Genomic DNA, 25,402 nt, shown 5'->3' with positions numbered 1-25,402 from the left:
CCACGGTGCTGTAAATGTAACCATTTGCAAGGTCAACAGCATTTTTTGCACCCACTGTCACATTCCCTGCATTTCCCTGTCCAAAAGTTGAGGCAACAAGTTGAGCGCCATCAGTGAGTGACAGTCTTGTTGCATTGATGTCGATATTACCAGCCTTACCTACACCTCCCGCTTCCACGGTGCTGTAAATGTAACCATTTGCAAGGTCAACAGCATTTTTTGCACCCACTGTCACATTCCCTGCATTTCCCTGTCCAAAAGTTGAGGCAGAAAGTGCAGCGACATCACTTAGAGAGAAGTCACCAGCATCGATAGTAATATTACCGCCATTGCCTTTTGAATCTTCACGCACAAAATTGCGAATCTTACTCCCGGAGTCTTTGATTTCCCCCGTAGCATTAAGCGTAATATCCCCCGCAGTAGCCTTTGGTTTCCCCAAACCTTCAGCAATACCAGCATTCAGCAGACTTGCTCCCAAAATATCTATGTTGCGGGCATTAATCGCAATATCACCGCCACCAGCCCCTTGCACAAACACACCCGCTTGATTGGTAAGCGATACCTCAGCACGAGTCACATTAAGAGGAAATTTCAAGCTGAGATTATCCCCATTAAAAAGAAGATTGACATTTCCAGGTGCTGCTAACCCCCCTAATTCAACTCTCCCGCCATAAGCATTTAACTCGCCGCCATCGATGATGACATTACCACCCACTAGGAGCAAACTTTTACCATCTCCTACTCGTAAACCAGATACATTAAAACCTGCTGGATCTATTCCTGCTGGTGCAATTGACCTGTTTTCAATTCTGCCAGCTTGAAGTTGATTGAATAGCAAAGCGGAAGGATTAACTGTTAGTAATGCAGAAGGAGTCTGAGGATTAGTTGCACTAAATTCCAACCCATTGCCAAACACAAAAGAATTCGCCGTACTCGCTACAAACGAACCCGCCACATCAAGGCGTGCATTGTTCCCAAATAAAATGCCATTGGGATTGATAAAAAACAAATTTGCACCACCATCTACGCCCAGTGTGCCGAGAATATTCGAGATATTACTTCCCGTCACCCGTGTGAGAATATTTTTAATTCCCGTGGGATTGGCAAAATAAACACGCTGCAACTCTCCCACATTGAATTCCTGGAAACTATGGAACAGGTTAGCACCGCGAATTGCTCCACCATCAATGCGGTCAGCCGGAAGTCCTTTAATATTGACATTAGGAATGATTCTTGAAGAGTTATTACCCAATGTTCCATCAGGGGTAATCTGGGCTAAGGCGTGATTTTCACAACAAAATATCACATGAGCAAGCACTCCAATAATGCTCAAAACTCCTAATAAATCTGAGTGCCAATTCCGATCTCCACAGATTGCCATATCATAACCAGCCTCGCCTGCTCATTTCATACCTGTCAAAAGAAGCAGGGGAGCAGGGAGCAGGGAGCAAGGGGGAAGACAGAGACGGAGCTTGTACTCCGCCCCAGTTCAAGCCCCCTGGAAGAGTGGGGCTTCTCTCCGAGACGCTTTGCGAACGTACCTATACTCCGCTTTACTTTGCGCTCCTCTTAAGGGCTTGCTCCCCCTGCTCCCTGCCCCCTTCCCCTCTGCTTCTTCGGTGAATATGCAATCAATTTATTGATAAATTTTTCTACAATTAATTTCAGCAGATATTTGAACTAGATGAGAGTAAAGTTTTTAAAACTTAAAATTAGGTAATAGACATAGGAGTGAATAGGACTTACGCAAAAACCTCTCAAACTCTCATTTCTCCATGACCTCTGTGTCGCGCCAGTTGCTACCTTACGGGAACGCTAAGAGCGAACAAGTCGGGGAACCCGCCCAACGCACTGGCTTCTCTGTGGTTCGTTTTCCGTTACCTGTGCGTAAGTCCTAGTGATATTACCAGGACAAAAACTGAGTTATACCCTGAACTGTACAGCACTAGGATAGACAAAATTAGGGTTACTTGACACCCGCATTATTCAGTATAAATTAGTTTATTTATTACAAAAATTTTGAATGGTTGTATGTAAGTTATCGGAGTTTGCCCGAATTCAATAAACAATTGTCCGAATTCAATAAACGACTGCCCGAATTCAATAAACAATTGTCCGAATTCAATAAACGACTGCCCGAATTCAATAAACGACCGCCCGAATTCAATAAACGACTGCCCGAATTCAATAAACGACTGCCCGAATTCAATAAACGACTGTCCGAATTCAATAAACGACTGTCCGAATTCAATATAGGAATTTAGCAAACTTGCTTTTATTAACACAAAAGCGATGGCTTTGCCAACGCCTGCCGTAGGATGCCCGTACCCCTGCGGGGAAGCAAGCTACGCGGAGCGTCTCGTAGAGAAGGGCTGTAGGGCGAACGCAAGAATTGAACTGATCAAAGCGTAGACCTGCATCGGTCAAAAGTAACGCCATAAATAAATTTAGGGGCTTGTAACAAGGATCAAAGGCGGAGCAGCTCCGGCTTTGCGCCGTATTTTGAGCTAGCGCGTCTCGAAATACATTTTTTTCTTTTTCCATAAATGAATTTAGCGCAAAGTCTCCAGCGGCGGTTCCCGCCGTAGATGCCCGAAGGGCGGCTTGTGAACCACATCTGTCGTAAGGGCACAGCAATGCTGTGCCCCTACCGTGTAGTCTATTTACCTGAAAATAGCTGTAAAGTTAGATAATGCTTCTCAAAATAAAAAGTTAAAAATCACTAATCAACCTCGCCTTACGGAGAAAGAATTGCAGCACAGTTTCCTCACGAGAAATAATATCAACCCTACCTTCCATACCCAATTGAATATGACACTGATTTTTCCCTTTACCTAAAACCAGAGTTTCCGGTTCAATAGTCACTTCATAAAAAGCACCAGGCGCAGTAGCTTTTGGACTAGTAGTCCCATTCATCGATGCATTTGTGCCATTATTTTGAGGAGCCATCGCATCTGGAGAAATCGTCTGCACTTGACCATTGAGAGTACCATAATCTGGGTAGGGACAAGCGCTGACCCGCATTTGGACTTTTTGACCAATTTTTAACTTACTTTGCTCTTCAGATCCTACTGCTGCTTTCAAAATTTGAGGTGCATCAGTGGGGACAATTTGCAATACTTCCTCGCCAGCCCGCACAGTTTGACCTGGGTTTCGCAGATTGAGTTGGGAGATGATACCATCGGCGGTAGCTGCGATCGCAGTTTGAGCTAAATCTATTTTGGCTTGTTTGAGTTCGCTAGTATCACGCTCTAGCTGTTTTTCAATTTCAATCCGTTGATTAACTAAGGCTTGGCGTTCCTTTTCTATTGTTGCTTTGTTGCTTTCCCCTCCGGCTTTTTCTTGAGCGATTCGCTCAGTAGCAACAGTTACTTCTGTATTACTTGGATTTACGGCAACTTGGGCGCGTTGTCTTCTGGCAATGACAGCAGATACTGCTTGTTGTAACCGTTCAATTGTTTCTTTTTGCGCCTCCACTGCTGCTGCTTGCGCCTTTACTGCTTGCTCTTGCTGTTTGGCAGCTAATTGTGCTTCTTCAAATTGATCCTGGGATAGCGCCCCTTGATTAGCTACACTCTCATATCGCTTCTGTTTTGACTGGGCTACACCCAAGGCAGCTTCAGCAGCATGGAGATTTGCTTGTGTTGTTTTTAACTGTGCTTTCCCTGCTTGCAATTCTTTCTCGGCTATTTTGACGTTGGCATCAGCTTCTTGGAGTTCGGAAACAGTGGTAAGATTTTTATCTTGATATTCCCGACGACGACCGCTCAATTCGGCTTGGGCGCCAGTAATAATCCGGTTAAGGCGGTCAGTTTCGGCTCTAATTTGGCTGTTGAGGGAACTAATCTGGGCATTAATTTGCACTAGTTGTAACTTAGATTGTTGAATACTAGTTTGCAATTGGCTCTTTTTGGTTTGCAGACGGGAGTCATCGATAGTTGCGATCGCATCTCCTTTTTTGATAAGTTGATTTTCTTTGACATAAATGTGCATAACCTGACCTTCAGTCGCCGCTTGCACAATTCGCAATTCACCCGCCGGACGCACAACCGCCTGTCCTTGGACTGTAACTTTATACTTACAAATTGCCGCAAGTGGCACAGCTAATCCGAGAACGCAGAGAATAAACATTCCGCCCCATGTTGTCCAACGAGTAATTGGTGGGAGAAATTCGTTTGTTTGAATTGGGGGGAGAAAATTTGTGTTGCTAACCATGATGTCTTACAAATTACAAATTATTTTAATTAATGGTGGCAGTCTTGCCGTTATGATGAGCCGGGGAAGATATCAGCGCCAACCCATTATGAGAGGGAAAAATATCATCTAAGAAATCTAAATGTTCGCCAGGTAAAGAGCGCAATTCTTCTGGTGTACCTTGGATTTTTAAGCGTCCTTGTTCTAAAAATACAATTAAATCTGCTCTCTGTATCACCTTGGGACGGTGACTAATTAAAATAGTCGTTTGATTGTGACGATAGGATAAAAGTCTATCTAGTACTTGTCTTTCGCTTACTGGGTCGAGTGCGCCTGTGGATTCATCTAAAATTAAGATTGGTGGCTGGGTAACTATGGCTCTAGCTATAGCTAATCTTTGGCGTTGTCCACCAGAAAGATTTGCCCCAAATTCTCCTAAAACAGTTTGATATTTATCAGGTAGTTTGCTAATAAATTCATCTGCACCTGCAATTTGACAAGCTCTGACAATTTCTTCAAAACTAATATGGGGATAGCTAAACTGGAAGTTATCAATAATCGAACGACTCCAAAAGTGGGGTTCTTGAGGAACTAATACCACTTGTTGACGCAAACATTCTAAGGATAGGTCTTGTTGATTATAAAAACCATAACGAATATTGCCAGACTCAACTTTATATAAGCCAGTCAGCAATTTTGCCAAGGTACTTTTACCACAGCCAGATTTGCCAATTAAAGCAATAACTTTACCGCCAGGAATAGTTAAGGAAAAATCTTGTAGGAGGTCAACTCTACCTGCATGATGAAAGTTAAGTTCAGTGCAAGTAATATCTGCATTTCCAGGAATTTGTGCCCAAGGCTTTTTAAAATCATTTTCGGATTCTGGGGTAGCGTCAATCACTTCTGTCATCCGTTGCAGGACTATCTGGGCTGTGATAAACTGCTCTACTAAGCCGATGGCAGCACCTAAGAAGCCAAGAAAGTTGCCACTCATGCCGTTATATGCCATTAATTGACCGATTGTTAAGGTGTGATTAATGACTAAATAGCTACCCATCCAAAGGATGCCAATACTAATGAAAGTAGATAGAATACCAGTAACTGTACTGCTATAAAGTCCCAATTTCATCACACTCCAGCCTAAATTAGCAAGGCGACCATAATTTCCTTGGTATTCTGACCAAGCTTGGGGAGTGGCTTGGGTAGTTTTTAATACTTGGATGCCGCGAAATGTTTCTACCAAAAAACCTTGGTTTTCTGTACCTGAAACAATTAAATTTCGGGTTTTCTGGCGCATCACGGGTAAGAAAAGCAGGTTAACACCCGTGACAATCATAAATGCAACTATAGAAGCTAGAGTTAGTTCCCAACTGTAAAAGAGCATAAAACCCAAAGAAATTACAGCAATAAAGAATTGACTGGGTAATCCCAGGACAATTTGGGAAACTAAGTTATTGATGGCTTTGACATCGGCAATGCGGCTGACAACTTCTCCACTGCGTCGTCCTTCAAAGTAGGAAAGGGGTAAATGTAAGAGTTTGCGTCCGTATTCTAGAATTAGTCCTAATTGCAATTTTTGACCGAAGTGACCGATGAGGTGAGATTGGACTAAACTAATGGCGCTTCTAATTAAGTTCATGGCGATAACGCCAATGGCGACGGTGGTTAATAGTTGGGTATCACCTCGTACTAAGACATCATCGGTGAGCAATTGCATCATAAAGGGAGATGTCAAAGAAAGCAGTCCAATGGCGATGTTAATGGCGATCGCTTGAGCGAGAATACAGCGATAGGGCCAAACCCGTTGCAGATATCTTCCCAGACCGTCAATTTTATCTGACTCTTGTTGATAAAAACGACTGTCGTCTGGAGTTAGCAGTAACATGACGCCATTACCCCAACCCGCCATTAACTCTTGACGGGTAAGATGACGAATACCAACACCAGGGTCGGCAATGACGTATTTTTTGGCTTTTTGTCCGTATAATACTACCCAATGGTAGCCTTTCCAGTGGATAATTGCTGGTAGGGGAGCTTGATCTAATTGGTCGATTACTTGGGGACTGGCTTTAACTTGGCGGGCGTTGAATCCCAGTACTTCTGCACCCCGCTTCAATCCCAGCAAGGATGTTCCTCTAGAACCTGTGCCTACGGCTTCTCGAACGCGGTTGAGGGTAAATGTGCGTCCGTGGTGTTTGGCAATGGTTGCAAGACTTGCAGCACCGCAGTCTTCTTCACTGTGTTGGAGGACTATTTGGTATTTCATCTTCTGGTGTGATGATTGGCGAGAAAATACAATCGAGTCTTGTGACCCGATTGTACTAAGTGTTTATTTTTTCCATTCAAACCTTTGACTGTTTGGGGTATAGTCAAAAGTAGTTGGTAAGAGTGATCGCTTGGCAGTCCCTCAAGACGCACCGATTGCGATCGCTCAAAGATGTCCACCCCACTCTTTACTATTAAGTCTGACGACTAACAACAGAAGAATTAGAAGTAGAAGCATCAGTGAGAGGTTAAGATAATTGCACATTTGTCAAGAGGGTGCAGGAAAAGGCGATAAATCCAGTTTGGAGACTGGCTTTCGGAGATATTTAACCACACCTAAGTCTTGATTCTCTGTGACAGCGAAGTACTTAAAGTGAGCCAGACACTAAATCCGGTCATTCTCTCTTCTTTAATTGGTCGTATAGGAGGTCAGAGAGTGTCATTGCTGTAAACTGAAACTTCCCTTATTATTCGGTTCTGAATCGGTGAACCAACTGCCGTTAACGCTTGTAGCGGTTGTAAGTCCGTTGAAAGTTTGTACGTAATTAACACCATTACCTACATAACGTCGCATGGTAAATTTATTGCCTGACAAGTAACCAACAACCAAATCTGAGAAACCTGCACTTGGAAACGTTATTGTACCTTTAAAGCAAGTTCCCTCACTACAGTTATAAGTATTTTGGATATTCAGTGTTCCATAGTATACTGTACCTTGTATATTATTTTGATATCCTGAATATTGACCTATACCAATAGCTAGCGCTTGATTAGTGGAAGTTAGTATTGCTACTCCTGCCATAACAGTAGGAATGTAAAAATTACGAAAATCCATGATTATTTCTCCTTTTGATTTGGTTTTTTTAGGTTTCAAGCTTTCACTTACTGAATTGCTTGGTTTTTAGTTTTTTATTACTGCTGCAATTTTTTGTTTTCACGCTGCCTGCCATAATTTTTTCATAGAATAAATCATGGCAGACTAGTATTTTAAAAAATATTTGCAACTAAGAAGCGTTGCATTAGATAAGACTTAGTATCCCAGTGGGATCTAAGACAAAAGCATAATTTCCAGGAGCTTTGACGGTAGTTTTATTTAGTTGAATACCAGCTTTGCTCAAATCTCCATCAAACCTAACATCAGCTGTTGATGCTAGGTCTGTAAAGTCTAGTGAATTACCGGGTTTAAGTAGAATATTTTGCGAAATTGTACTACCAAAGTTTAAATCAAAATAGAGCAAAGAAGAAGTTCCATTGTATATGTCAAGTTGATTTGGCGGTAGTAAGGGCGGTAAGGTCGGATTGGGCACGAGATCTGCGGTGGCTCCACCGCTAATAACTTGAGAGGTTTCATTGTCTAACTCTTTGATTAAACCTAGAGCTTCTAAATCTGTTTTATTGTCTGAACTAAATTGCGAGTGTTGAGAATTCATACGTAATACTCCAATTAAATGCAATATCCAATGCTAGGGATTGATTCATCCCATATTGTTAAGTACGATGCATTTTCTGATTTATGCACTAAGATCGGAAAAATTTTGAAAAACCTCTAAAATCCTTACACAGCAAGGAATTAGCTTTTGGCTCTATAGTTGTATAATTGAAATCAGCTATGTTTCAAACAACGGCAAGTATTCCATGCAACCCCGACAGGGCATTGTTGAAATCTTTTCTACATTTGTGCAATTTGATGTAGACCAATTTAGTGGTTGGGCAACAGATGCCAAACTGCGACGCAGTATGAAAGTTTGCCTAGAGGGGTCGTCAACTGAGAAATTAGATACCTTTTGGGCACTTTACTGGTATAAAGTTTGGCAGACACAATCTAGTGCTGTGGCACTGGCACATATTTCTGCTTATTTACAAGAGGTGTGCTATTGGACAGCCAGAAAATTCGCCCTCAACTTTCCCACGCAGTCATCTGTAGCAGACTGTTTTCAGATGGCGATCGCTCATATTAACAAAATACTCAAAACTTTCAACCCTGAATACAGTTCGCATTTAAAATCCTATGCACAATTAGCTTTTGAATCGATTATCAAAGATGCAGTGCGTTTACAGCGGGAAGCAGACATTTGCTCAGACTGGGCATTATTGCACAAACTCAGCCGCAAACGATTAGTGCAGTCATTACAAAATGTCGGATTTAACGCCGAAAGCATCGAGAGTTATGTTTTAGCCTGGGAATGCTTTAAGGAAATCTACACAGGTGACAATAGAAAAGTTCGTCAGCTGACCAAACCAGATGCTCGGACTTGGGAAGCTATCAGTCATCTTTATAATGCAGAACGTTTGGGCCGATTGAGTTCGCCCACTGCCACAGTCAATCAGCAAACTATAGAAACCTGGGTATTATCTGCTGCTAAAGCTGCCCGTACTTTCCTTTATCCTAAGTTTGTTTCCGCAGACGCTCCTCTCAAAGAAGATGAGGGTAATTTATTAGATATATTGCCTGTAGATTTGCAAACATCTTTACTAACGGAAATTATTGAGCAGGAAGAAACTGCGAATAAACAAAATCAGCAAACTCAGTTAAACCAAGTTTTGTGCCAAGCGATCGCTGCACTCGATGCTGAGTCTCAAAAAGTACTACAAGCTTACTACGTTCAACAACTGACTCAACAAGAAATTGCTGCACAATTAGAAATTAAGCAATATGCTGTTTCGCGTCGCCTTAGCAGCATTAAAAAGTCATTGCTCCTGACTCTCACGCAATGGAGTCAAAACACCTTGCATATTTCCCCTAAATCCAACGTAGTAGATGCTATAAACACAAGTTTAGAGGAATGGCTCAAAGTCCAATATAGCCATACCCAGATGCAATGAGGAGACAAAAGAGAATTTTCTCTCTTGTCTGCCTTAACTTTTTATATGGAGCCATTCTCGAATTATGTTGAACGCACCTCCCCCATTCACCATTGACTCACAGGAGTTATACTTGGAAATTCCCCAATCTCCAGAGGCGCAAGAACAACCATACTCAACAGCTGGTGCTTGTCAACGTGGGTGGATAAATCAAATTTGCTTGCAAGCTTTTTTGCCTTGGTTTAAAGAGGAAATTGCCCCCACCGCCAGGGTTTATCCTAACAATGCGGCATTGCCGAGTTTTTGGGAAGTACTTAATGGTACAGCGATTACTTTTGATCGCGATCGCCTTGTATTAATTCCCACCCTGGCGATGGATGACGATGAGTTACGCGTACCGCAAGAATGGGTAGATATTCCAGAGTGGGTTGCTGACTATTACATAGCAGTACAAGTTAATCCCGATGATGGCTGGATAAAGATTTTTGGCTATACAACCCATCAAATTCTAAAAACAACAGGGGTTTATGATGCTGGCGATCGTACTTACAGCTTAGAAAGTGAAGATTTAATTCCAGATATTAATGTGCTGTGGGTTACACACCAACTCGAGCGGTCAGAAGCCTTACGTGCCGAGATTGCACCTTTAGATTCTATTACCAAAATCCAGGCAGAAAACCTTTTAGAAAGATTGGGTCATCCCGATGTGAAATTCCCGCGTTTGGCAGTTCCATTTTCAATGTGGGGCGCACTCTTGGCACATAGCGGTTGGCGAAAAAAATTGTATGAACTGCGTCAGGGTTTACTCATGCAGTGGTCAATTCCGCAATACTTGCAGACAGGAGTAGCCTATTTAGCTCAACAGTGGGGATGGGAAAAAACAGAATTCGTTGTGGTGCCTACGGGAATGCGGAGTGCAGAACCAGTTATAGGCTTGTCTCGGCAAATAATAGTTGCACAAAATACATATGAGTTACGTATTTTTCCAAAAGCTGCCTCTGAGAATCGTGTTTGGCGCTTTGAATTGCGAAGTACAACTCCTGGTGGTCAAATTCCTGCTGGGTTTAAGCTGCGACTACTAACGGAAGACTTACAAGCTTTTGAGAATAATGAAGATACGGCAACAACTTCTGTAGATATGTTGTATTTAGAAGTAATTTTGGAACTAGGAGAAGGATTGATTTGGGAAATAGAACCCGCACCTGAAGACTATGACCGAGAGATTTTGCGGTTTTAAATCTTAAGTTGTTCCACATTTAGTTGGCAATAGCAGCGTTACCTTTGTTTTTAATTTTTCTGCCCTATTTAATTATTAACTCTTCCTAGTTGAACAACCTATTTAATAAGTTTTTTAGCTCATCTACTGATTTATAGCAATTTCTCCGTTTCTGTGAGGCACGCACACCGGAATCACTTGACTTCGCAATGGCTCTTGCTGTCAATTACATTACTGAAGATGATGCCTTCGGTTGGTTCAACCACTGTGGTCTATTTACCTGAAAATTGCTGTAAATTAATGCGTACCCATTTCTTCAAAGAGGGATAAATAACGACGTGCTTGTAACTCGATCGCAAATTCTTGTTCGGCTTTCTCACGAGCGCGATCGCAAAGTTTTTGATGCCGCTCTTTATTCGCTATTACCCAGATAATCCCATTTGCTAAGTCATCACAACTAAAACATTGCGCCCGATATCCATTTTTTTGATGTTCAACTAAATCTTTGAGTCCCGTTGAATCAAATGAAACCACAGGTGTAGCACAGGATAGGGATTCACAAGCAGTCAGTCCAAAAACTTCTTCAGTTGATGGCACAATCATCACATCCGCAGATGAATAGAGAAGCGCTAGTTTATTCTCATCATCAACTTTGCCTAAGTAATGTACCTTAAAACCTAAATCAACTGAATCTTCAGGTTGAGATGAACCAAAAACAATCAGTTCAATTTTATCTTTCCACTCAGACTGGCTCAATTTTTGCAACGCTGATTGCAATAGATGAAATCCTTTTCTGGGATTGCTAGTTGCGTTGATTGCTCCGAATAGAATTAGTTGCTTATTTTGTGGTAGGTTCAGTAAGTTTCTGGCTATTTGACGCTCAGTTGGTTTATAGATGCTAAGATTTAACCCGTGAGGAATAACTCTGATGTCACTATTTGAAAATAGTGAACTGGATTTAGCACATTCAGCAAGCCAATTACTAGGACTGACAATAGTAAGCTTGAGATTTTGCCAGGCTTTAGTTTTACGCTGCCAAACCCAGCGAGATAAATCCCAACTATGGTTGCTACCGAGTTGAGGGCAATTTCCACAAGATTTTGTATAGCGATCGCACCCTAGAGAATAGCAGCATCCACCTGTGAATGCCCACGTATCATGAAATGTCCAAACAATAGGCTTATTGAATTTTGCCAGTGCTTCAATTGGGATAAATCCGTCACATATCCAATGCAGGTTAATGATATCTGGCTCAAGTCCAGCAATTTGCGATGCAACTGTATTAGGAAGCCATTGCAGCCGGAAAAATGTAGGCTTACGTTGCCTATTTCTATAAAGTTTTAGTGGTAAATCATTTAGAATCGGACGAGCTTTCCATATTATTTGAGCTACCTTATTGGGAAAACTGACCACAGTAGAGTCAGCTATTCTTTTATCTTGAATTAGCATCTGAGAATCAATTTCTAATCTCAGTAGTTCCTGATGTAGCCGATAAGCAGCACGAGCAGCTCCTGCTCCTCCCTTGGGATCGTAAGTGTTAACCAATAGAGGCTTAATCATTGTTAGTTTAACTGTTTATTCATTAACAGAAGTTTGCTATTGCCAGATTGTAGCGTAATAGTGTAGTGTATTGAAGTAATTTTACACCACATTTCACAGTCATCTTAAAAGTAATCTTGTGGAATGCTACTTGATATCAATACATCTATAATTTGAACAAATGCACGATAACACCAGCCCATCAATAGGCTTTGTTTTATTAACACACGCAAAACCTTTACAAATTTACAGACTGATAAATACGTTAAATAGGATGTTCAATCACCCTATAATTGCGTGTCATCATGATTTTTCAAAATGCGATTTATCTGTAGATACTTTACCAAAAAATGTTTTACTAGTACGCCCCTACATACAGACAAAGTGGGCAGATTTTTCTGTTGAAGAGGCTACAATACAGGCAATTAAACTAATGTACGAGATACCAGATGCACCGGATTGGTTTGTATACCTTAGTGCAGCAGACTATCCTATTAAAACCGCAAAGCAAATATTGGATGAGCTAGCCTCAAGTCCATACGATGCTTATGTTGAGCATGAGCAGATCACATATGAGATTTATAAACATAATATAATACAAGGTATGTTGTGGCTAAAAAATTCTTATGAACGATACTGTACGAAGTCATTTTCTTTTCATTACTTAAGTAAATACTTTGCTCAACTGAATATAGAAATACGCTTAGAACATCCTTTATTAACGAAACCTTTTCTTCCTTTTTCAAATAAACTTGCTTGTTTCAGTGGAAGTCAATGGTTTTGTGCCAATCGCAAAGCTGCTGAGTACATTATCAATTTCCACGGACAAAAAAATGCCGTCAGCTTACATTACAGTAAGCTCAAGTATCCAGAAGAGGCGTATATTCAAACTATACTTGGTAATGCACCTCACCTGAAACTAAAAAATGACTGTCGGCGATATGTTGATTGGTCAACTGGAGGCCCTCATCCAAAAATATTGGTAATGGAAGATTTGCCTAACTTGGTTGCATCATCTGCTCATTTTGCTCGGAAATTTGACATCGATATAGATAGCAATATTCTTGATGAACTTGATAGGATTACATCTTATACCAATTCTGTATGAAGATGCGATAAACCATATTTAAGTACAAGAAAGAAAAACGAACCGCAAAGGACGCAAAGGACACAAAGAAAGAAAGAAGTTGAAAGGGTTTAGCGCAGCCTCACAAAGAAATGGTATTAGTAGGCACTTAACATTTTGATAAACTTAGCTAAATAAATCTTAGCTATGGTTGCTACTGAGTTGAGGACAATCTCCATAAGATTTTGTATAGCGATCGCATTCTTAACAATAGCAGCAACCACCTTTAAATTCCGGATTAGCGATGCAGTTCAACTCTCGGAAAGATATCGCAGTCTATTGGCTCCCCAGATTTTTTGGCTTTGAGAGACTCAAATTCCGGGATATCAATTTCCTCAAGAGGTCTGAAAGGCCAAGCATTGGAGCGGCGATCGTAAGTAACATCATCGCCAGTCCAATTAATCACCACTGCGCGTCGTCGTGTGGAGGATGTGTTTCTTACTGAATGATGAATTGTCAGAAAATGATGAATTAAGCAATCTCCAGGCTCCATATCCCAAGATATAATTTCGTGAGGCTCTGGCTCTACGAACCACGAGGGGTCAGATCCTTCACGTAACTCCTTGCCCCATAGATGAGAACCTTTGATGTACTCTAATCGACCATTTTCTTGGTTGACACTATCTAAAGCCAGCCAAATTTTACAACACTGCTCACCTTGTATGGGCCAGTAAGATTTATCGTTATGCCAGCCAACACGGCTGTCTGCTTTCGGCTTTTTAACAAAGAAACCGTCACCCAAAAAGTTAAGTTTTTTCGATTTCAAAACTTGAGCCGCGAGCGTTGCCAGCGGAGATTCAAAAGCTAAAGCACGGAAATCACTATCAGTGAGCCATAAGCTACTGCTATGCTCTACATGACCTTCTGCTTTTTCGGTGTCTTTCACCTCCAGAGGGCCAGGGATTAATACATTCTTTTCAACGGCTGTTTGCATCCGTTCTACCCAGATGTCATCCACAGCATTTTTGACGCAAATAACGCCGTCTCTCTCGAAAGCTTCAACTTGTTCGGGGCTGATTTTTGATGTGTCTACCTTTAGCATCGTAACTTTTTGCAGATTTTAAAATTTAACTATTTTTGGTCAGACCAAAGAGTTGGGATTGATAATTAGCGACTTTTGAAGCAATCAGAGGCAGGGTTGACTTCATCAGCTTGAACCAATTGGAATTTAGCTCCAGTAATATTGATGCGAGTTCGATGAAGCTTTCTTGTGGTCATTCAATGTTTTCTTCATGAACGCATCTCTATATCTGAGAACTGATTTCTGCAACCTGCTTTACTGATATAAATTTTGTAATTCTCTCACAAAAGTTTTTCAGGATATCAGTATAAAGTAGATATTAAGTTAGTAATTCTTCCCAGAGGTGGAGAAATTCGCAATCAAAGTGCAACACTGTTTGTTAGCCAACCAATTTAACTTTACTACCCAGATCCTTTTTAATAATGAGTGGCACAAGTGAGGCTAATCGTAATATACCAGAGACAATGAACACTTCCTCTATGCCAAAAGACCCAGCAAATTGAGCGATGAAGCCACCTATAGTTGCTCCTAAAGCACCACTTGCCCCAGCAACAGCTGCTGCTGTTGCAAAATAGATAGACTGATTTTTCAGTGGTGCAATCTCTATCTGGAGATTGTTGTTACACAAGTCAATTGCTCCCCAATTACCCCCAATGAAAATGTGTAACAGCGGTAACCACAGCCAAAGATCCAGAGGACTAGAACCCATCCTCAGCCACAGCCAGGGTATGACTGCAATTAGAATTCCAGTAGAAATTAGAATTGGACGATTGCCTATTTTATCTGCAAATCTACCCCACACAATGAGCATCAGCATATGTGCCCCTGATCGTAGGCTGTTGTAGAAAGTTACCCAACTTACATCCAGGTTCAGCGTATCTAGCAAGTAGAAGTTAAAAAACGGCGCACTCAAGCTAATAGCAAATGTCCATAAGCCGAAATAAAGCAGAAACACCAAAAAATTAGAGTTTTTCCAAATGCTGCTATCTATCTGGTTTTGGGGAGTTGGTATTTGCGGCAGAGAGATTGCTTCAGATATCTCACCAGGTTCATTTGCTGCCGAGTCTGACTGAATTTCACTGGTTTGAGATGAGTTAGCATAATAAGTATTTTGTAATTGGGGATTTATATCTACCTGGAAATACTGACAACCCAAGCTGACAATTCCAAAGATAATGCTTAAGAGCAAAATCACTCCATAACCTTGGATAGTTCCCCCGTACCAATGTGATACAGCTAGACCGGCTATTGGCAAGCTGATCAACTCCGTTAAGTTGCTAAGGCTATTGCGTAGCCCGAAATATCTACCTCGCAATCGCCGTGGGACTAACATTGCTATCCAACTCAACCACGATGCATTTCCTAGTCCTCCTAAAAGATGGCTGCATACGAGAATCAAAAGCGACAATACCACTAATTGGTTTGAATTAAGCCCTCCCCAACTAAAGCTAACAATGCCAATTACTAAAATCAGCCACAGTAGCCGAGCAATCCCATAAATGCCAAGGGCATACTGAAAGCGGCTAGTGCTACGTTCAGACAAGTAAGCACCTATTGGCTGAAAAAGATTCGCCAACATCGGGATAGAAGCCAACATCCCAAACACTATCGGGCTAGCATCCAACTCCACCAAGAAATTACCTAGCAAAACTCCGCCAGTGCCAATAGAGAAAATTGCCGCGAAAATACCATCGATAGTGGAAGCCCTCAAACTAGTGCGAATAGCATCTTTAGGAATACGAGGGCTGAGTGTTGAGGTAGGGGAGAGTGTTGTTGATGGTGAGGCAATCTGAGCAATTTCTATAGAAAGAGGTGCACCTGTTTCAATCTGAGAAGAATCCATAAATCTAGTATTTAAGAAAATAATAACAAAACATCCTAAATTAAAGCCTAGTACCGCAAGGCGGAAGTCAAAAGTCAAAAGAATTGTATTTTGGGCTTTTGCGCCATTTTAAATGGTGAACCAGCGCTGCGGGAGGGTTTCCCTCCGCAGGCGACTGGTGAACCCGAAGGGTCTGTTTATTTGCGCCACGCTGTACTAGTTGGACTCACAACACAAAAGTTAAGTTGTTAATATAAGCCAGTGCGCTGCAAAGAAAAGTGTGAGTATAAGTTTCCTCTATTCTCTGAAAATCTGATTAATGCGGTTGTATAATCAATAGCATTTTAAAGCTTCAGTGGACGGATTGCGATCGCACCCCTCTCCCTCTCACCACTTGCCATATGTAAATAAGTTGGCATCTGTCGCAGGTAGTGCGATGTCTACGACGGAAATGCCACTCTTATAAAGGTGACACCTCCTTGCTGACTATTTATTAGGGGTAGGGTGTTAAGTATCATTCCGTTAATAGACATTGAATTTTAGTGCGTCAAACAGAACAACATCTTCTTAATTCCCCACATCCTACACCCTACCCCCAACACCCATAGCACTTACACCATGCAGTTTTTGCAATTGCTGGTATTAGTTTAAAAGCAAATGTTCACTCCAAACTAATTTTCCACAAACCGGAGAGCGGATTTGACTGTTGGGATTGACTATCACTGCTGCCGAGCCAATTATTGTCATACACCAACCCAACACTGAATATTCCATTTAGAGGATATTGCCCTAGTTTTCCAAAGCCTTCAATATTGTTTGAGTCAGTGATCACTTGCTGGTTCAACCGTATGGTTGTTTGGTTGCCGTCGTCAAAGTAAATTGTCGCTCGTTTTTTGTGAAAGCGCACCTGAACTTTGTAGACCCCACCAGTTGCATAGTAGTAAGCTCTAGCAGGCAGTTTTTGACCATCGATATTCTGCCCTTTAAACTCAACTGCTATACCAGGCGTGACTAGCATTAAAAAGATAGGTAGGACTAACCCTAACGGTTTCATTGGTCTTCTAACAACTGTTGTTTATTAAACTATTTTTTACTTTAAAACATAAATTTATTTGCGAGGATCAATCTATTGAATCAGTACAACCCTGAACTAATGATAGATGTGAAAAAATAACTAAGTCAGTAGATGCTTAGGTGTTGTTGTTTTGAGAATACAAGCAACGCCTGACTGCATGATCACAGTCCCTTTAATCGTAGCAATTCTGATTATGAAAATTGCTGAACTTAGGGAGGAAATATGATAGGGTTAGAAGGAAAGAATGCCTTAATTACAGGTGCAACGTCAGGTATCGGTGAGGCGATCGCTATTAGACTTGCACAACTTGGGTGCAACATCGCCATCAATTACCGTAAAAACCCAAAAGCTGCGGCAGACACGGAATAGATGACAGCCGCAGTAGCTTTTTTAGCTTCGGATGAAGCCGCCTATATCACCGGACAAACGCTGTTTGTAAATGGTGGATTGACTCTATATGCTGACTTCTGGGAAACTTGGTCAGCTTGAGGTAAGGCTTGCGTACTTTCCACAATTGAGCCGATACATACCATTAGTGGAATTAGACGCCTATGACTAGTGCGATCAATAATAACAGTCTGCTGGAAGCAGAAGCCTGGAAACTGTTGGAAAAGTCCATAATTTATTACCAGGGCAAACCTATTGGGACTGTAGCCGCCCATGATCCGGAGTTAGATGCACTTAATTATGATCAGTGCTTTCTCCGGGATTTTGTCCCTTGTGCTTTGGTGTTTCTCATGCACGGCAAAGCAGAGATTGTGCGTAATTTCTTAGTAGAAACACTGAAATTACAAAGTCATGAAAAGCAGATGGACTGCTTTGAACCGGGAGCGGGATTAATGCCAGCAAGTTTCAAAGTACATTCCAATGGGAATGAGGAATTTTTGGTCGCTGATTTTGGTGAGCAGGCGATCGCTCGCGTTCCCCCTGTTGATTCTTGTATGTGGTGGATTCTCCTGCTACGGGCTTATGAAAAAGCTACAGGCGATTTGGCTCTAGCGCGTCAGCCAAATTTTCAACAAGGAATCAAGCTAATTTTGGATCTTTGTCTAGTACATCGGTTTTCCCTGTACCCAACAATGTTAGTTCCCGATGGCGCGTTTATGATTGACCGTCGTATGGGAGTTTACGAACATCCTCTAGAAATTCAAGTATTATTCTATGCGTCCCTCAGGGCTGCTAGTGAATTGCTTTTACCAGATGGGGATGGCGATAGCTACCTTGGTAAGGTCAATAGGCGATTAGGATCTTTGAAATATCATATTTGCAACTATTACTGGCTAGACCTGAAGCGATTGGGGGAAATCTATCGGTACAAGGGTAACGAATTTGGTAAAGAAATTGTTAATAAATTCAACATCAACTCAGAATCAATCCCTGGTTGGTTGACCGAGTGGTTACCTGAAACTGGAGGATATTTAGCGGGAAATCTGGGGCCGGGACGGATGGATTTTCGGTTTTTTGCTCTGGGAAATCTGATGGCAATCTTAGCTTCTTTAGCAAGCGTTACAGAATCTCAAAAGATCATGAATTTATTTGCCCAACGTTGGCAAGACTTGATTGGCTATATGCCTGTTAAAATCTGCTTTCCAGCTTTGGAAGGTTTAGAGTGGAGAATTGTTACAGGATGTGACTCTAAGAACATCGCTTGGTCTTATCATAACGGCGGTAACTGGCCCGTTTTACTGTGGTCATTTACCGCTGCGGCACAGAAAACAGGTCGAACAGAACTTGCCCAAGCAGCGATCGCCATTGCCGAAAGGCGTTTATTTAAGGATAAATTCCCGGAATACTACGATGGCAACAATGGTCGTTTGATTGGCAAAGAAGCTAGAATTTATCAAACTTGGAGCATTGCCGGATTGCTGGCTGCTAAAAAGTTCCTGGAAAATCCAGATTACTTGGAATTAATCAGCTTTGCAGAGGGTTTTGAAGGCCCAGGCTGTAGCCTTTAGATCACTGACCTGGCGGGGCTGCTTCTTCAAACGGACGAATAATTGCAGAAGCTGGTGTAACTTCTGGTTTAAAAATTCCTTGCAATGCTTGTTCTAAGGTTTGTGCCATGACAATCCGGTTTTCGTAAGCTACGACTACCCGTACCAAAGTTGGCAGACTATTCTGTGTGGCTTCTAGATAGATTGGCTCAACATATAGCAGCGATTGCTCAATGGGAATTACTAATAGATTGCCTTGAATGGCTCTCGACCCCTGGCGATTCCACAGGGAAATTTGCTGGGAAATTACTGGGTCTTGGTTAATCCGCGCCTCGATTTGCTCTGGCCCGTAAACCAGGCGTTCTTTAGGAAAGACATATAGTACTAGCCTACCGTAGTTCTTGCCATCCGATCGCGCCGCTAACCAAGCGATTAAATTAGTCCGTTGTTTGGGTGTGTAAGGTAAAAGCAGAATAAATTCTTCTCTACGAGAGGCTTCGCCAACAAAGGTTACGGTGGGTAAACTAGTAATCAAATAGTACGGCTCTACCGCACGGGTTTCACTGGCATAGATTTCATTAGGGATTTGCCACTGGTCTTCCCGATTGTAAAATACCTGGGGGTCAGTCATGTGGTAAGTCATCAACCGCTGAGATTGAATTTTGAAAAAGTCCACCGGATACCGGGTATGACTGCGGAGATTTACTGGCATTGTACTGAGCGGTTTGAACATTTCGGGAAATATTGCTGACCAAGTGGCAATGAGCGGATCGCTCTGATCGGCAATGTAAAACTTAACAGTGCCGTGATAGGCATCAATTACTACCTTGATCGAGTTGCGAATGTAGTTGATACCATCGCTACCAGTGTCTGAGTAGGGATAGCGATCGCTCGTGGTGTAGGCATCAACAATCCAGTAAAGATAACTGGGATTACTTGGGAAATCTTGATTAGCAGTAGCAGCCACTAAATAGGGGTCGCTGTCAAATTTCAGGAAGGGTGCGATCGCTTGAATTCTTTGGTTGACATTTCGTCGAAGTAGCACCTTTGTATCTGGCAAAAAGTCCCGCGTCAGCACCATCTGCCAATCTTTCAAATACATCGCAAATAGCCAGCGTCGCCATGCTGAACCGATTTCAACGCCACCTAAACCATTGTAAGAGTTGTAAACATTGTCACTACCACTCGGATAGTCTAGCTCTCTCACTTTTGTGCTAGTAATTACATAATTATTAGTAATTTCGCCGTAATAAATCCGAGGTTGCCCAATCGGAATACTTTGACGAATGGCTTCACTGGAAGTTGTGAGAGGGCTAATATCACCGCTAATATCTTTGACAAAATATTCTGGTAGCCCACCCGCCCCAACTGTATTAACTGGGCTAACAGTAAACCCGAAACCGTGGGTATAAATAAGGCGGCGGTTAACCCATGTTTGAGCTTCCTGTGGAACGGCACTGTAGTCTAATTCTCGTGCAGCAATCAGTACCTGCCGCCGTTGTGTTGATTCAACTAGTTCCTGCTTCGGTTCTGGTGGCTTTTGGGTAGCAGGTGGTCTTACATCTGTCTTGAGAGTGTAGCGGTCAATATCAGCATCAAGGAAGCGATAATAGGGTCGAATTTGTTGCAGTTGACGGTTGGTTTCTAACAGTGGTCGCTCATCCCATAGACGAATATTCCGAATTGTCAAGGCATTTTTTTGAATATCAGCTTCAGTCAATTTTGCTTGCGGGTTGAAGGTTCTGGCATCGATCGCCTCTAGATCGAATGCTTGGCGAGTCAAGGCGATAGTACGCTGAATGTATGGTTGCTCTCGTTGCAACTCATTAGGTTGGACAATTAAATATTGCATCACAGTCGGTAGAACAACGTCAGCAGCTGCAACTAGTACTAGATAAATCCCTAACCCGTAAAACACTAAAGGACGATACTGTGATTTGGGTTTCCAGAAAAACGTTCGCCAAAGTAGGTAAAAGGTGATCGCAACTGCCAGAATGCACAAGATAGTGTAAGCTGGCAACTGGGCTGTCACATCGGTATAGCTGGCACCATAACTTACTCCACGGGTAGAATACACCAGTTCATAGCGACTTAGCCCATAACTTAAAGCCACTACCAGCATCAATAAGCCACCCATAGCGAATAAATGACGCTGTTGCTGAGGCGAAAAACCAGGGAAAATTCCCTGACTCAAACTATCCGCAGACAAGAGATAAGTGAGAGTAACGGCGACGAAGCCATACAAACATAATCCCATCAGCCAGAGTTCTAGCAGTTCCCAAAAAGGTAAGGAAAATACGAAAAAGCTGATATCTCGACCAAATAAAGGCTCAGTGCTGTTGAAAAGCGTGGGGTGAAAATATTGCAGCACCTTTGGCCAGTGTTGAAATAGGATGAAGGCAAAAATGGGACTGGACAAAACTGCGATCGCAGTCAGTAAAAATTGGTGATAAATTAAGATGGCGATCGCTACTCCCACAATCAAACCGAGATACCAGATTTGAGAGACAATCTGTCTTAAGAGTTGCCAGATTGTCTCCGGTCGGAATCGGGCGGGAACGGGTAGAATAGCCTGATTAACTGAAGAATGCCAGTAGAAAAAAGCAATTTGACCATAGTGAACCAGCATTAACCCAATCAACAAGCTCAGAACTACAGTTAAGGGTAATAACCAGTGTAATTTTAATGGTTGAAAGCCTTGCGGTTCAAGTATCCGGTTTTCGTTGCGTCTTAGATAATTAATACTGAGAAAATTTGTTAATTCACTGTTGAGTTCTGCTTGCTCAATCTTTAAAGACTGGGAATATTTTAGCCGTTGTGCTAAAGCCAGATTTAACAGTAGATAGGCAGCAGTTATTCCAGCCACGACTACCCATAAAATACCACGAGTCAGCAGCCTCAACAAAAATACTTGGAGATAGCCGACTTCTTGAAACCAAAAAATCTCTGCTCCCAAGCGGGAACCCAGATCCAGAAGTAGCCACAGCCCCAAGAATACAATTAATAGTTTAAAGCCCGATTTCCAATACATTAATAACTAATTTAAGAAGAACGCCAATTCTCTATTTGCAAGCTAGGTACTCTTTGAAATTCTCGAACATTAGATGTTACAACAATATGATTGTGAGTTAGTGCTGTTGCTGCAATCAGTACATCATAAGAACCGATAGGAGTACCTGCTGTTTTCAAAATACTTCTAATTTGGGCAGCAAGTTCTGCTTCTTCCACACCAAAAGGTAAAATTGTAATCGAACCTAATAATGCTTCAATCAATGATTGAATTTTCAAGGCACGTTGGGGATTGATTGCTAATCCATACTTCACCTCCATTACTGTTAAGGAGGAAATAAAAATATCTGTGGGAATAGTAGACTTTAATAGGTTGAGAGTATTTTTTCTCCCTTGACAAAATCACTAATTACGCAGGTATCGAGTAAATAACCCATCATTACAACTGGATTTCGTTAGGTGGTAGCAGTTCGTCTCGGTAGGACTCAAAAATAATACCTTCTACTACACCTTGATGTTGCATAATCGTTTCTGGCCAAGTCATGAGTTTTGTTTCTAAGAAAGTAACAAAAACTCTGCTCTCAATAATACCTTGTGGCGTTTCAGCTAGTTCGATTTTGCCGTTTTTATAAATTCCTTCAATGGTTCGTAGCATTGTTGTTTAGCTCCTATCTAATTTTTAATAGTATCTATTGCTGCTCTAGTGGGGCTTGGCTAATTGTATCGAGTGCTTGTTCCAGAATGATTATACATAATAAGTTCTGGAATTATTTCTCGCAACTCCGATCCAAGAATGCGATGAGGAGTTAGATTGGTGAGTCATTGTAGGGGCACAATAATGTTGTTCCCTTACCACGTGTTGCATCCCAACGCGAATTCATAATTCATATTTATGACATAACACACAATTTTAAATCAAAAAGGGATATCAAACAGGAAATCTTGATCATCAGAATTACGTTGCGGTTTTCTGGATCATCTCCCCAACGCTGGGGATTATTTAAAATATATTGTTGGATATTATCTACAGATTTTTGCTCTCTTCCAATGTGTTCATAAAAATTGCGTTGCCAGATTGATTGTCCTTTGGTCTGCCAAATTATATTAATGCGTTTGCTGACAACGCCTTTATAGCTGCGAATAACTGTAGAAATAGAACCAGGTATAGGTTTACCAAATTGTTCTGTGTTGCAGTCAAGATGTTGATTGAGGGCACAACAATGTTGTGCCCCTACGGGTTTGTCGATCATGATTAAGATACGTGTAGATGGTTAGGCATGACCACAAAGGTATCTAATTCAATGTGGGGAAAATGATCGGGTATTGTTTGCCAGCAGTTGAAGGCAATATGACCTAAAGAATTTAATTGCATTTCGCCCTTAACGACATTACCAAATAAACATTGCCGCGCTTTGGTGCAAATGGTAATGAAATATGCACCAGGTTGGATGTAATCGTACCCTTTCAAGCGAATAGAATAGCGGTGGTGTCTTTGTGGATCATAGGGCATTGGTTTTTACATACAGTTATTAGTAATGTGTGTTTATTTTAACTGATAATTTCTATTGCCATTGATATAAATAACATAGGGGCACGGCAATGCCGTGCCCTCCTACCCATTTGGCATCTCAACGAGAAACAATATTGTTTTGCACAATGCGTATTACATTTGAATAATACTAATTCCTCTACGGAAAATTACAAATAAAATCTTGGCTGCGGTGAACAGTTCTATCAGGGCACAACATTGTTGTGCCCCTACGCAAGATATTTGTGGTAGCTTTAGTTTGCAAGTTTGTGAAAATGGGATAGTAAGGTAAATATTTGCCTTTTAATCACCATCATTCACCCTCGGATCTCGGTTGTTGCAGTTCAAAGGTCGAAGTTCCGAGTTCAAAGGTCGGACTTCCAAGTTCAAAGGTGGAACTGCCGAGTAAAAAGGTCGGACTTCCAAGTTCAAAGGTGGAACTGCCGAGTTCTGAAGGTGAAAACTAGAGTTCTGAGCTTCAACATTGCAGATTAAAGGTTTATTTTTCCTATTTTCTTCTTATTAATCCCCGCTTTTAGCTTCTTCTTTACTCCAAACATATTTACGGCAGACTTCGCAAGCGGCTTTTGCTTCCTCTGTTTGCGGATTGGTGAAGATGGGATGGTAACGCAACCTGTTGCAACAGACTTGCAACCATCCACGCCAGTCACCGCGTCACAACCGCACTGTGCCGTCATCACCGCCACTGACAATCGTCTGCCCATCCGGGCTAATGGCGACAGAATTGACCCAACCCTGATGACCACGGAAGGGTTCAGCCAAGGGCAGACCTTGGAAATTCCACAACCGCACTGTGCCGTCTTCACCCCCACTGACAATCGTCTGCCCATCGGCGCTAATGGTGATAGACCCGACCCCACCTTGATCACCACCGAAGGGTTCAGCCAAGGGCAAACCTTGGAAATTCCACAACCGCACTGTGCCGTCTTCACCCCCATTGACAATCGTCTGCCCATCGGCGCTAATGGCGACAGAATAGACCCAACCCTGATCACCACGGAAGGGTTCAGCCAAGGGCAAACCTTGGAAATTCCACAACCGCACTGTGCCGTCTTCACCCCCACTGACAATCGTCTGCCCATCCGCACTAATGGCGACAGAATTGACCCCACCCTGATGACCGCGCAATGGTTCAGCCAAGGGCAGACCTTGGAAATTCCACAACTGCACTGTGCCGTCTTCACCCCCACTGACAATCGTCTGCCCATCCGGGTTAATGGCGACAGACCAGGCCCCACGCTGATGACCGCGCAATGGTTCAGCCAAGAGCTGACCTTGGAAATTCCACAACCGCACTGTGCCGTCATCACCTCCACTGACAATCGTCTGCCCATCTGGGCTAATGGCGACAGAATTGACCTCACCCTGATGACCGCACAATGGTTCAGCCAAGGGCTGACCTTGGAAATTCCACAACCGCACTGTGCCGTCTTCACCGCCACTGACAATCGTCTGCCCATCCGGGCTAATGGCGATAGACCTGACCCTACCCTGATCACCACCGAAGGGTTCAGCCAAGGGCAGACCTTGGAAATTCCACAACCGCACTGTGCCGTCTTCACTGCCACTGACAATCGTCTGCCCATCCGGGCTAATGGCGATAGACCTGACCCTACCCTGATCACCACCGAAGGGTTCAGCCAAGGGCTGACCTTGGAAATTCCACAACCGCACTGTGCCGTCTTCACTGCCACTGACAATCGTCTGCCCATCCGGGCTAATGGCGACAGAATTGACCTGACGCTGATGACCACGGAAGGGTTCAGCCAAGGGCAGACCTTGGAAATTCCACAACCGCACTGTGCCGTCTTCACTGCCACTGACAATCGTCTGCCCATCCGGGCTAATGG

General features: G+C 42.4%; 23 protein-coding genes and 1 pseudogene. 6 read left to right on the top strand and 18 right to left on the bottom strand.

The genetic code is table 11. The features are described 5' to 3' along the window. The 7 genes from V7L29_RS11370 to V7L29_RS11340 form a co-directional block, all read right to left on the bottom strand. The coding region (locus V7L29_RS11370; RefSeq protein ID WP_334735523.1) for a filamentous hemagglutinin N-terminal domain-containing protein at positions 1–1,381 on the bottom strand (1,381 nt) is incomplete at its 3' end. Positions 1,382–2,247: 866 nt separating this feature from the next. Further along, positions 2,248–2,637: a hypothetical protein gene (locus V7L29_RS11365; RefSeq protein ID WP_334735522.1), complete on the bottom strand. Its 390-nt coding sequence runs from the start codon at positions 2,635–2,637 to the stop codon at positions 2,248–2,250. A 75-nt stretch (positions 2,638–2,712) separates the two neighbouring features. Then, positions 2,713–4,215 (bottom strand): HlyD family efflux transporter periplasmic adaptor subunit, encoded by a 1,503-nt coding sequence (locus V7L29_RS11360; protein WP_334735521.1) that lies wholly within the window; start codon positions 4,213–4,215, stop codon positions 2,713–2,715. Between the two features lie 25 nt (positions 4,216–4,240). Next, positions 4,241–6,460, bottom strand: a complete 2,220-nt coding sequence (locus V7L29_RS11355) for a peptidase domain-containing ABC transporter (protein ID WP_334735520.1) — start codon at positions 6,458–6,460, stop codon at positions 4,241–4,243. Next, a complete protein-coding gene (locus V7L29_RS11350) occupies positions 6,457–6,639 on the bottom strand; it encodes a hypothetical protein (RefSeq protein WP_334735519.1) in 183 nt (60 codons plus the stop codon). The genes V7L29_RS11355 and V7L29_RS11350 overlap by 4 nt, the downstream gene beginning before the upstream one ends. A gap of 259 nt (positions 6,640–6,898) precedes the next feature. Continuing rightward, on the bottom strand, positions 6,899–7,294 hold the full coding sequence (locus V7L29_RS11345) for an STK_08120 family protein (RefSeq protein WP_334735518.1): 396 nt from the start codon (positions 7,292–7,294) through the stop codon (positions 6,899–6,901). A 184-nt stretch (positions 7,295–7,478) separates the two neighbouring features. Further along, a complete protein-coding gene (locus V7L29_RS11340) occupies positions 7,479–7,889 on the bottom strand; it encodes a hypothetical protein (RefSeq protein ID WP_334735517.1) in 411 nt (136 codons plus the stop codon). Between the two features lie 205 nt (positions 7,890–8,094). Here V7L29_RS11340 and V7L29_RS11335 point away from each other — a divergent pair, with 205 nt between their 5' ends. Together V7L29_RS11335 and V7L29_RS11330 are read left to right on the top strand one after the other, a co-directional pair. Continuing rightward, positions 8,095–9,282, top strand: a complete 1,188-nt coding sequence (locus V7L29_RS11335; protein ID WP_334735516.1) for a sigma-70 family RNA polymerase sigma factor — start codon at positions 8,095–8,097, stop codon at positions 9,280–9,282. 64 nt (positions 9,283–9,346) lie between these two features. Further along, positions 9,347–10,498 carry a DUF1822 family protein gene (locus V7L29_RS11330; protein WP_334735515.1) on the top strand — a complete coding sequence of 384 codons (1,152 nt, stop codon included), beginning with the start codon at positions 9,347–9,349 and terminating at the stop codon, positions 10,496–10,498. A 276-nt stretch (positions 10,499–10,774) separates the two neighbouring features. Here V7L29_RS11330 and V7L29_RS11325 read toward each other — a convergent pair whose 3' ends face one another. Beyond that, a complete protein-coding gene (locus tag V7L29_RS11325) occupies positions 10,775–12,037 on the bottom strand; it encodes a glycosyltransferase family 4 protein (RefSeq protein ID WP_334690642.1) in 1,263 nt (420 codons plus the stop codon). A 160-nt stretch (positions 12,038–12,197) separates the two neighbouring features. Here V7L29_RS11325 and V7L29_RS11320 point away from each other — a divergent pair, with 160 nt between their 5' ends. Next, the gene (locus V7L29_RS11320; RefSeq protein WP_334690641.1) at positions 12,198–13,124 is read left to right on the top strand and encodes a beta-1,6-N-acetylglucosaminyltransferase; all 927 of its coding nucleotides are present in this window, start codon (positions 12,198–12,200) and stop codon (positions 13,122–13,124) included. A 116-nt stretch (positions 13,125–13,240) separates the two neighbouring features. Here V7L29_RS11320 and V7L29_RS11315 read toward each other — a convergent pair whose 3' ends face one another. The 4 genes from V7L29_RS11315 to V7L29_RS11300 all read right to left on the bottom strand — a co-directional run bounded on the left by V7L29_RS11315 (position 13,241) and on the right by V7L29_RS11300 (position 17,039). Then, positions 13,241–13,366, bottom strand: a complete 126-nt coding sequence (locus V7L29_RS11315; protein ID WP_334690640.1) for a hypothetical protein — start codon at positions 13,364–13,366, stop codon at positions 13,241–13,243. Positions 13,367–13,380: 14 nt separating this feature from the next. Continuing rightward, positions 13,381–14,184, bottom strand: a complete 804-nt coding sequence (locus V7L29_RS11310) for a phytanoyl-CoA dioxygenase family protein (protein ID WP_334735514.1) — start codon at positions 14,182–14,184, stop codon at positions 13,381–13,383. Between the two features lie 358 nt (positions 14,185–14,542). Then, positions 14,543–16,006: an MFS transporter gene (locus V7L29_RS11305; protein ID WP_334735513.1), complete on the bottom strand. Its 1,464-nt coding sequence runs from the start codon at positions 16,004–16,006 to the stop codon at positions 14,543–14,545. A 640-nt stretch (positions 16,007–16,646) separates the two neighbouring features. Next, positions 16,647–17,039, bottom strand: a complete 393-nt coding sequence (locus V7L29_RS11300) for a hypothetical protein (protein ID WP_334735512.1) — start codon at positions 17,037–17,039, stop codon at positions 16,647–16,649. Positions 17,040–17,282: 243 nt separating this feature from the next. Here V7L29_RS11300 and V7L29_RS11295 point away from each other — a divergent pair. From V7L29_RS11295 to V7L29_RS11285, 3 genes and pseudogenes are all read left to right on the top strand, one after another. Next, positions 17,283–17,426 (top strand): annotated as a pseudogene (locus V7L29_RS11295) (SDR family NAD(P)-dependent oxidoreductase); the annotation flags it as partial. 3 nt (positions 17,427–17,429) lie between these two features. Continuing rightward, the gene (locus V7L29_RS11290) at positions 17,430–17,549 is read left to right on the top strand and encodes an SDR family oxidoreductase (RefSeq protein ID WP_334690635.1); all 120 of its coding nucleotides are present in this window, start codon (positions 17,430–17,432) and stop codon (positions 17,547–17,549) included. 62 nt (positions 17,550–17,611) lie between these two features. Beyond that, positions 17,612–19,015 (top strand): glycoside hydrolase 100 family protein, encoded by a 1,404-nt coding sequence (locus tag V7L29_RS11285; protein WP_334735511.1) that lies wholly within the window; start codon positions 17,612–17,614, stop codon positions 19,013–19,015. Position 19,016: 1 nt separating this feature from the next. Here V7L29_RS11285 and V7L29_RS11280 read toward each other — a convergent pair whose 3' ends face one another. The 6 genes from V7L29_RS11280 to V7L29_RS11255 form a co-directional block, all read right to left on the bottom strand. After that, the gene (locus V7L29_RS11280) at positions 19,017–22,025 is read right to left on the bottom strand and encodes a UPF0182 family protein (RefSeq protein ID WP_334735510.1); all 3,009 of its coding nucleotides are present in this window, start codon (positions 22,023–22,025) and stop codon (positions 19,017–19,019) included. An 11-nt stretch (positions 22,026–22,036) separates the two neighbouring features. Then, the gene (locus V7L29_RS11275) at positions 22,037–22,324 is read right to left on the bottom strand and encodes a PIN domain-containing protein (RefSeq protein WP_334735509.1); all 288 of its coding nucleotides are present in this window, start codon (positions 22,322–22,324) and stop codon (positions 22,037–22,039) included. 118 nt (positions 22,325–22,442) lie between these two features. Then, entirely contained in the window at positions 22,443–22,658 is a 216-nt protein-coding gene (locus V7L29_RS11270) for a hypothetical protein (RefSeq protein ID WP_334690632.1), read from the bottom strand. Positions 22,659–22,893: 235 nt separating this feature from the next. Beyond that, complete coding sequence (locus V7L29_RS11265; protein ID WP_334735508.1) at positions 22,894–23,253, bottom strand: transposase; 360 nt, start codon at positions 23,251–23,253, stop codon at positions 22,894–22,896. A gap of 2 nt (positions 23,254–23,255) precedes the next feature. Continuing rightward, positions 23,256–23,513: a hypothetical protein gene (locus tag V7L29_RS11260; protein ID WP_334735507.1), complete on the bottom strand. Its 258-nt coding sequence runs from the start codon at positions 23,511–23,513 to the stop codon at positions 23,256–23,258. Positions 23,514–24,206: 693 nt separating this feature from the next. After that, the coding region (locus tag V7L29_RS11255; RefSeq protein WP_334735506.1) for a WD40 repeat domain-containing protein at positions 24,207–25,402 on the bottom strand (1,196 nt) is incomplete at its 5' end.

This window comes from Nostoc sp. (assembly GCF_036916575.1).
GTDB lineage: Bacteria > Cyanobacteriota > Cyanobacteriia > Cyanobacteriales > Nostocaceae > Nostoc.
Note: the sequence above shows the minus strand (reverse complement) of the source record. Positions and strands in the feature narration are given on the sequence as shown.

Excerpts from the sequence above, each read along its gene's own strand:
- V7L29_RS11360 (WP_334735521.1), bottom strand. The coding sequence starts at position 4,215 with ATGGTTAGCAACACAAATTTTCTCCCCCCAATTCAAACAAACGAATTT.
- V7L29_RS11355 (WP_334735520.1), bottom strand. The coding sequence starts at position 6,460 with ATGAAATACCAAATAGTCCTCCAACACAGTGAAGAAGACTGCGGTGCT.
- V7L29_RS11345 (WP_334735518.1), bottom strand. The coding sequence starts at position 7,294 with ATGGATTTTCGTAATTTTTACATTCCTACTGTTATGGCAGGAGTAGCA.
- V7L29_RS11340 (WP_334735517.1), bottom strand. The coding sequence starts at position 7,889 with ATGAATTCTCAACACTCGCAATTTAGTTCAGACAATAAAACAGATTTA.
- V7L29_RS11335 (WP_334735516.1), top strand. The coding sequence starts at position 8,095 with ATGCAACCCCGACAGGGCATTGTTGAAATCTTTTCTACATTTGTGCAA.
- V7L29_RS11330 (WP_334735515.1), top strand. The coding sequence starts at position 9,347 with ATGTTGAACGCACCTCCCCCATTCACCATTGACTCACAGGAGTTATAC.
- V7L29_RS11325 (WP_334690642.1), bottom strand. The coding sequence starts at position 12,037 with ATGATTAAGCCTCTATTGGTTAACACTTACGATCCCAAGGGAGGAGCA.
- V7L29_RS11320 (WP_334690641.1), top strand. The coding sequence starts at position 12,198 with ATGCACGATAACACCAGCCCATCAATAGGCTTTGTTTTATTAACACAC.
- V7L29_RS11310 (WP_334735514.1), bottom strand. The coding sequence starts at position 14,184 with ATGCTAAAGGTAGACACATCAAAAATCAGCCCCGAACAAGTTGAAGCT.
- V7L29_RS11305 (WP_334735513.1), bottom strand. The coding sequence starts at position 16,006 with ATGGATTCTTCTCAGATTGAAACAGGTGCACCTCTTTCTATAGAAATT.
- V7L29_RS11300 (WP_334735512.1), bottom strand. The coding sequence starts at position 17,039 with ATGAAACCGTTAGGGTTAGTCCTACCTATCTTTTTAATGCTAGTCACG.
- V7L29_RS11290 (WP_334690635.1), top strand. The coding sequence starts at position 17,430 with ATGACAGCCGCAGTAGCTTTTTTAGCTTCGGATGAAGCCGCCTATATC.
- V7L29_RS11285 (WP_334735511.1), top strand. The coding sequence starts at position 17,612 with ATGACTAGTGCGATCAATAATAACAGTCTGCTGGAAGCAGAAGCCTGG.
- V7L29_RS11280 (WP_334735510.1), bottom strand. The coding sequence starts at position 22,025 with ATGTATTGGAAATCGGGCTTTAAACTATTAATTGTATTCTTGGGGCTG.
- V7L29_RS11275 (WP_334735509.1), bottom strand. The coding sequence starts at position 22,324 with ATGGAGGTGAAGTATGGATTAGCAATCAATCCCCAACGTGCCTTGAAA.
- V7L29_RS11270 (WP_334690632.1), bottom strand. The coding sequence starts at position 22,658 with ATGCTACGAACCATTGAAGGAATTTATAAAAACGGCAAAATCGAACTA.
- V7L29_RS11265 (WP_334735508.1), bottom strand. The coding sequence starts at position 23,253 with ATGATCGACAAACCCGTAGGGGCACAACATTGTTGTGCCCTCAATCAA.
- V7L29_RS11260 (WP_334735507.1), bottom strand. The coding sequence starts at position 23,513 with ATGCCCTATGATCCACAAAGACACCACCGCTATTCTATTCGCTTGAAA.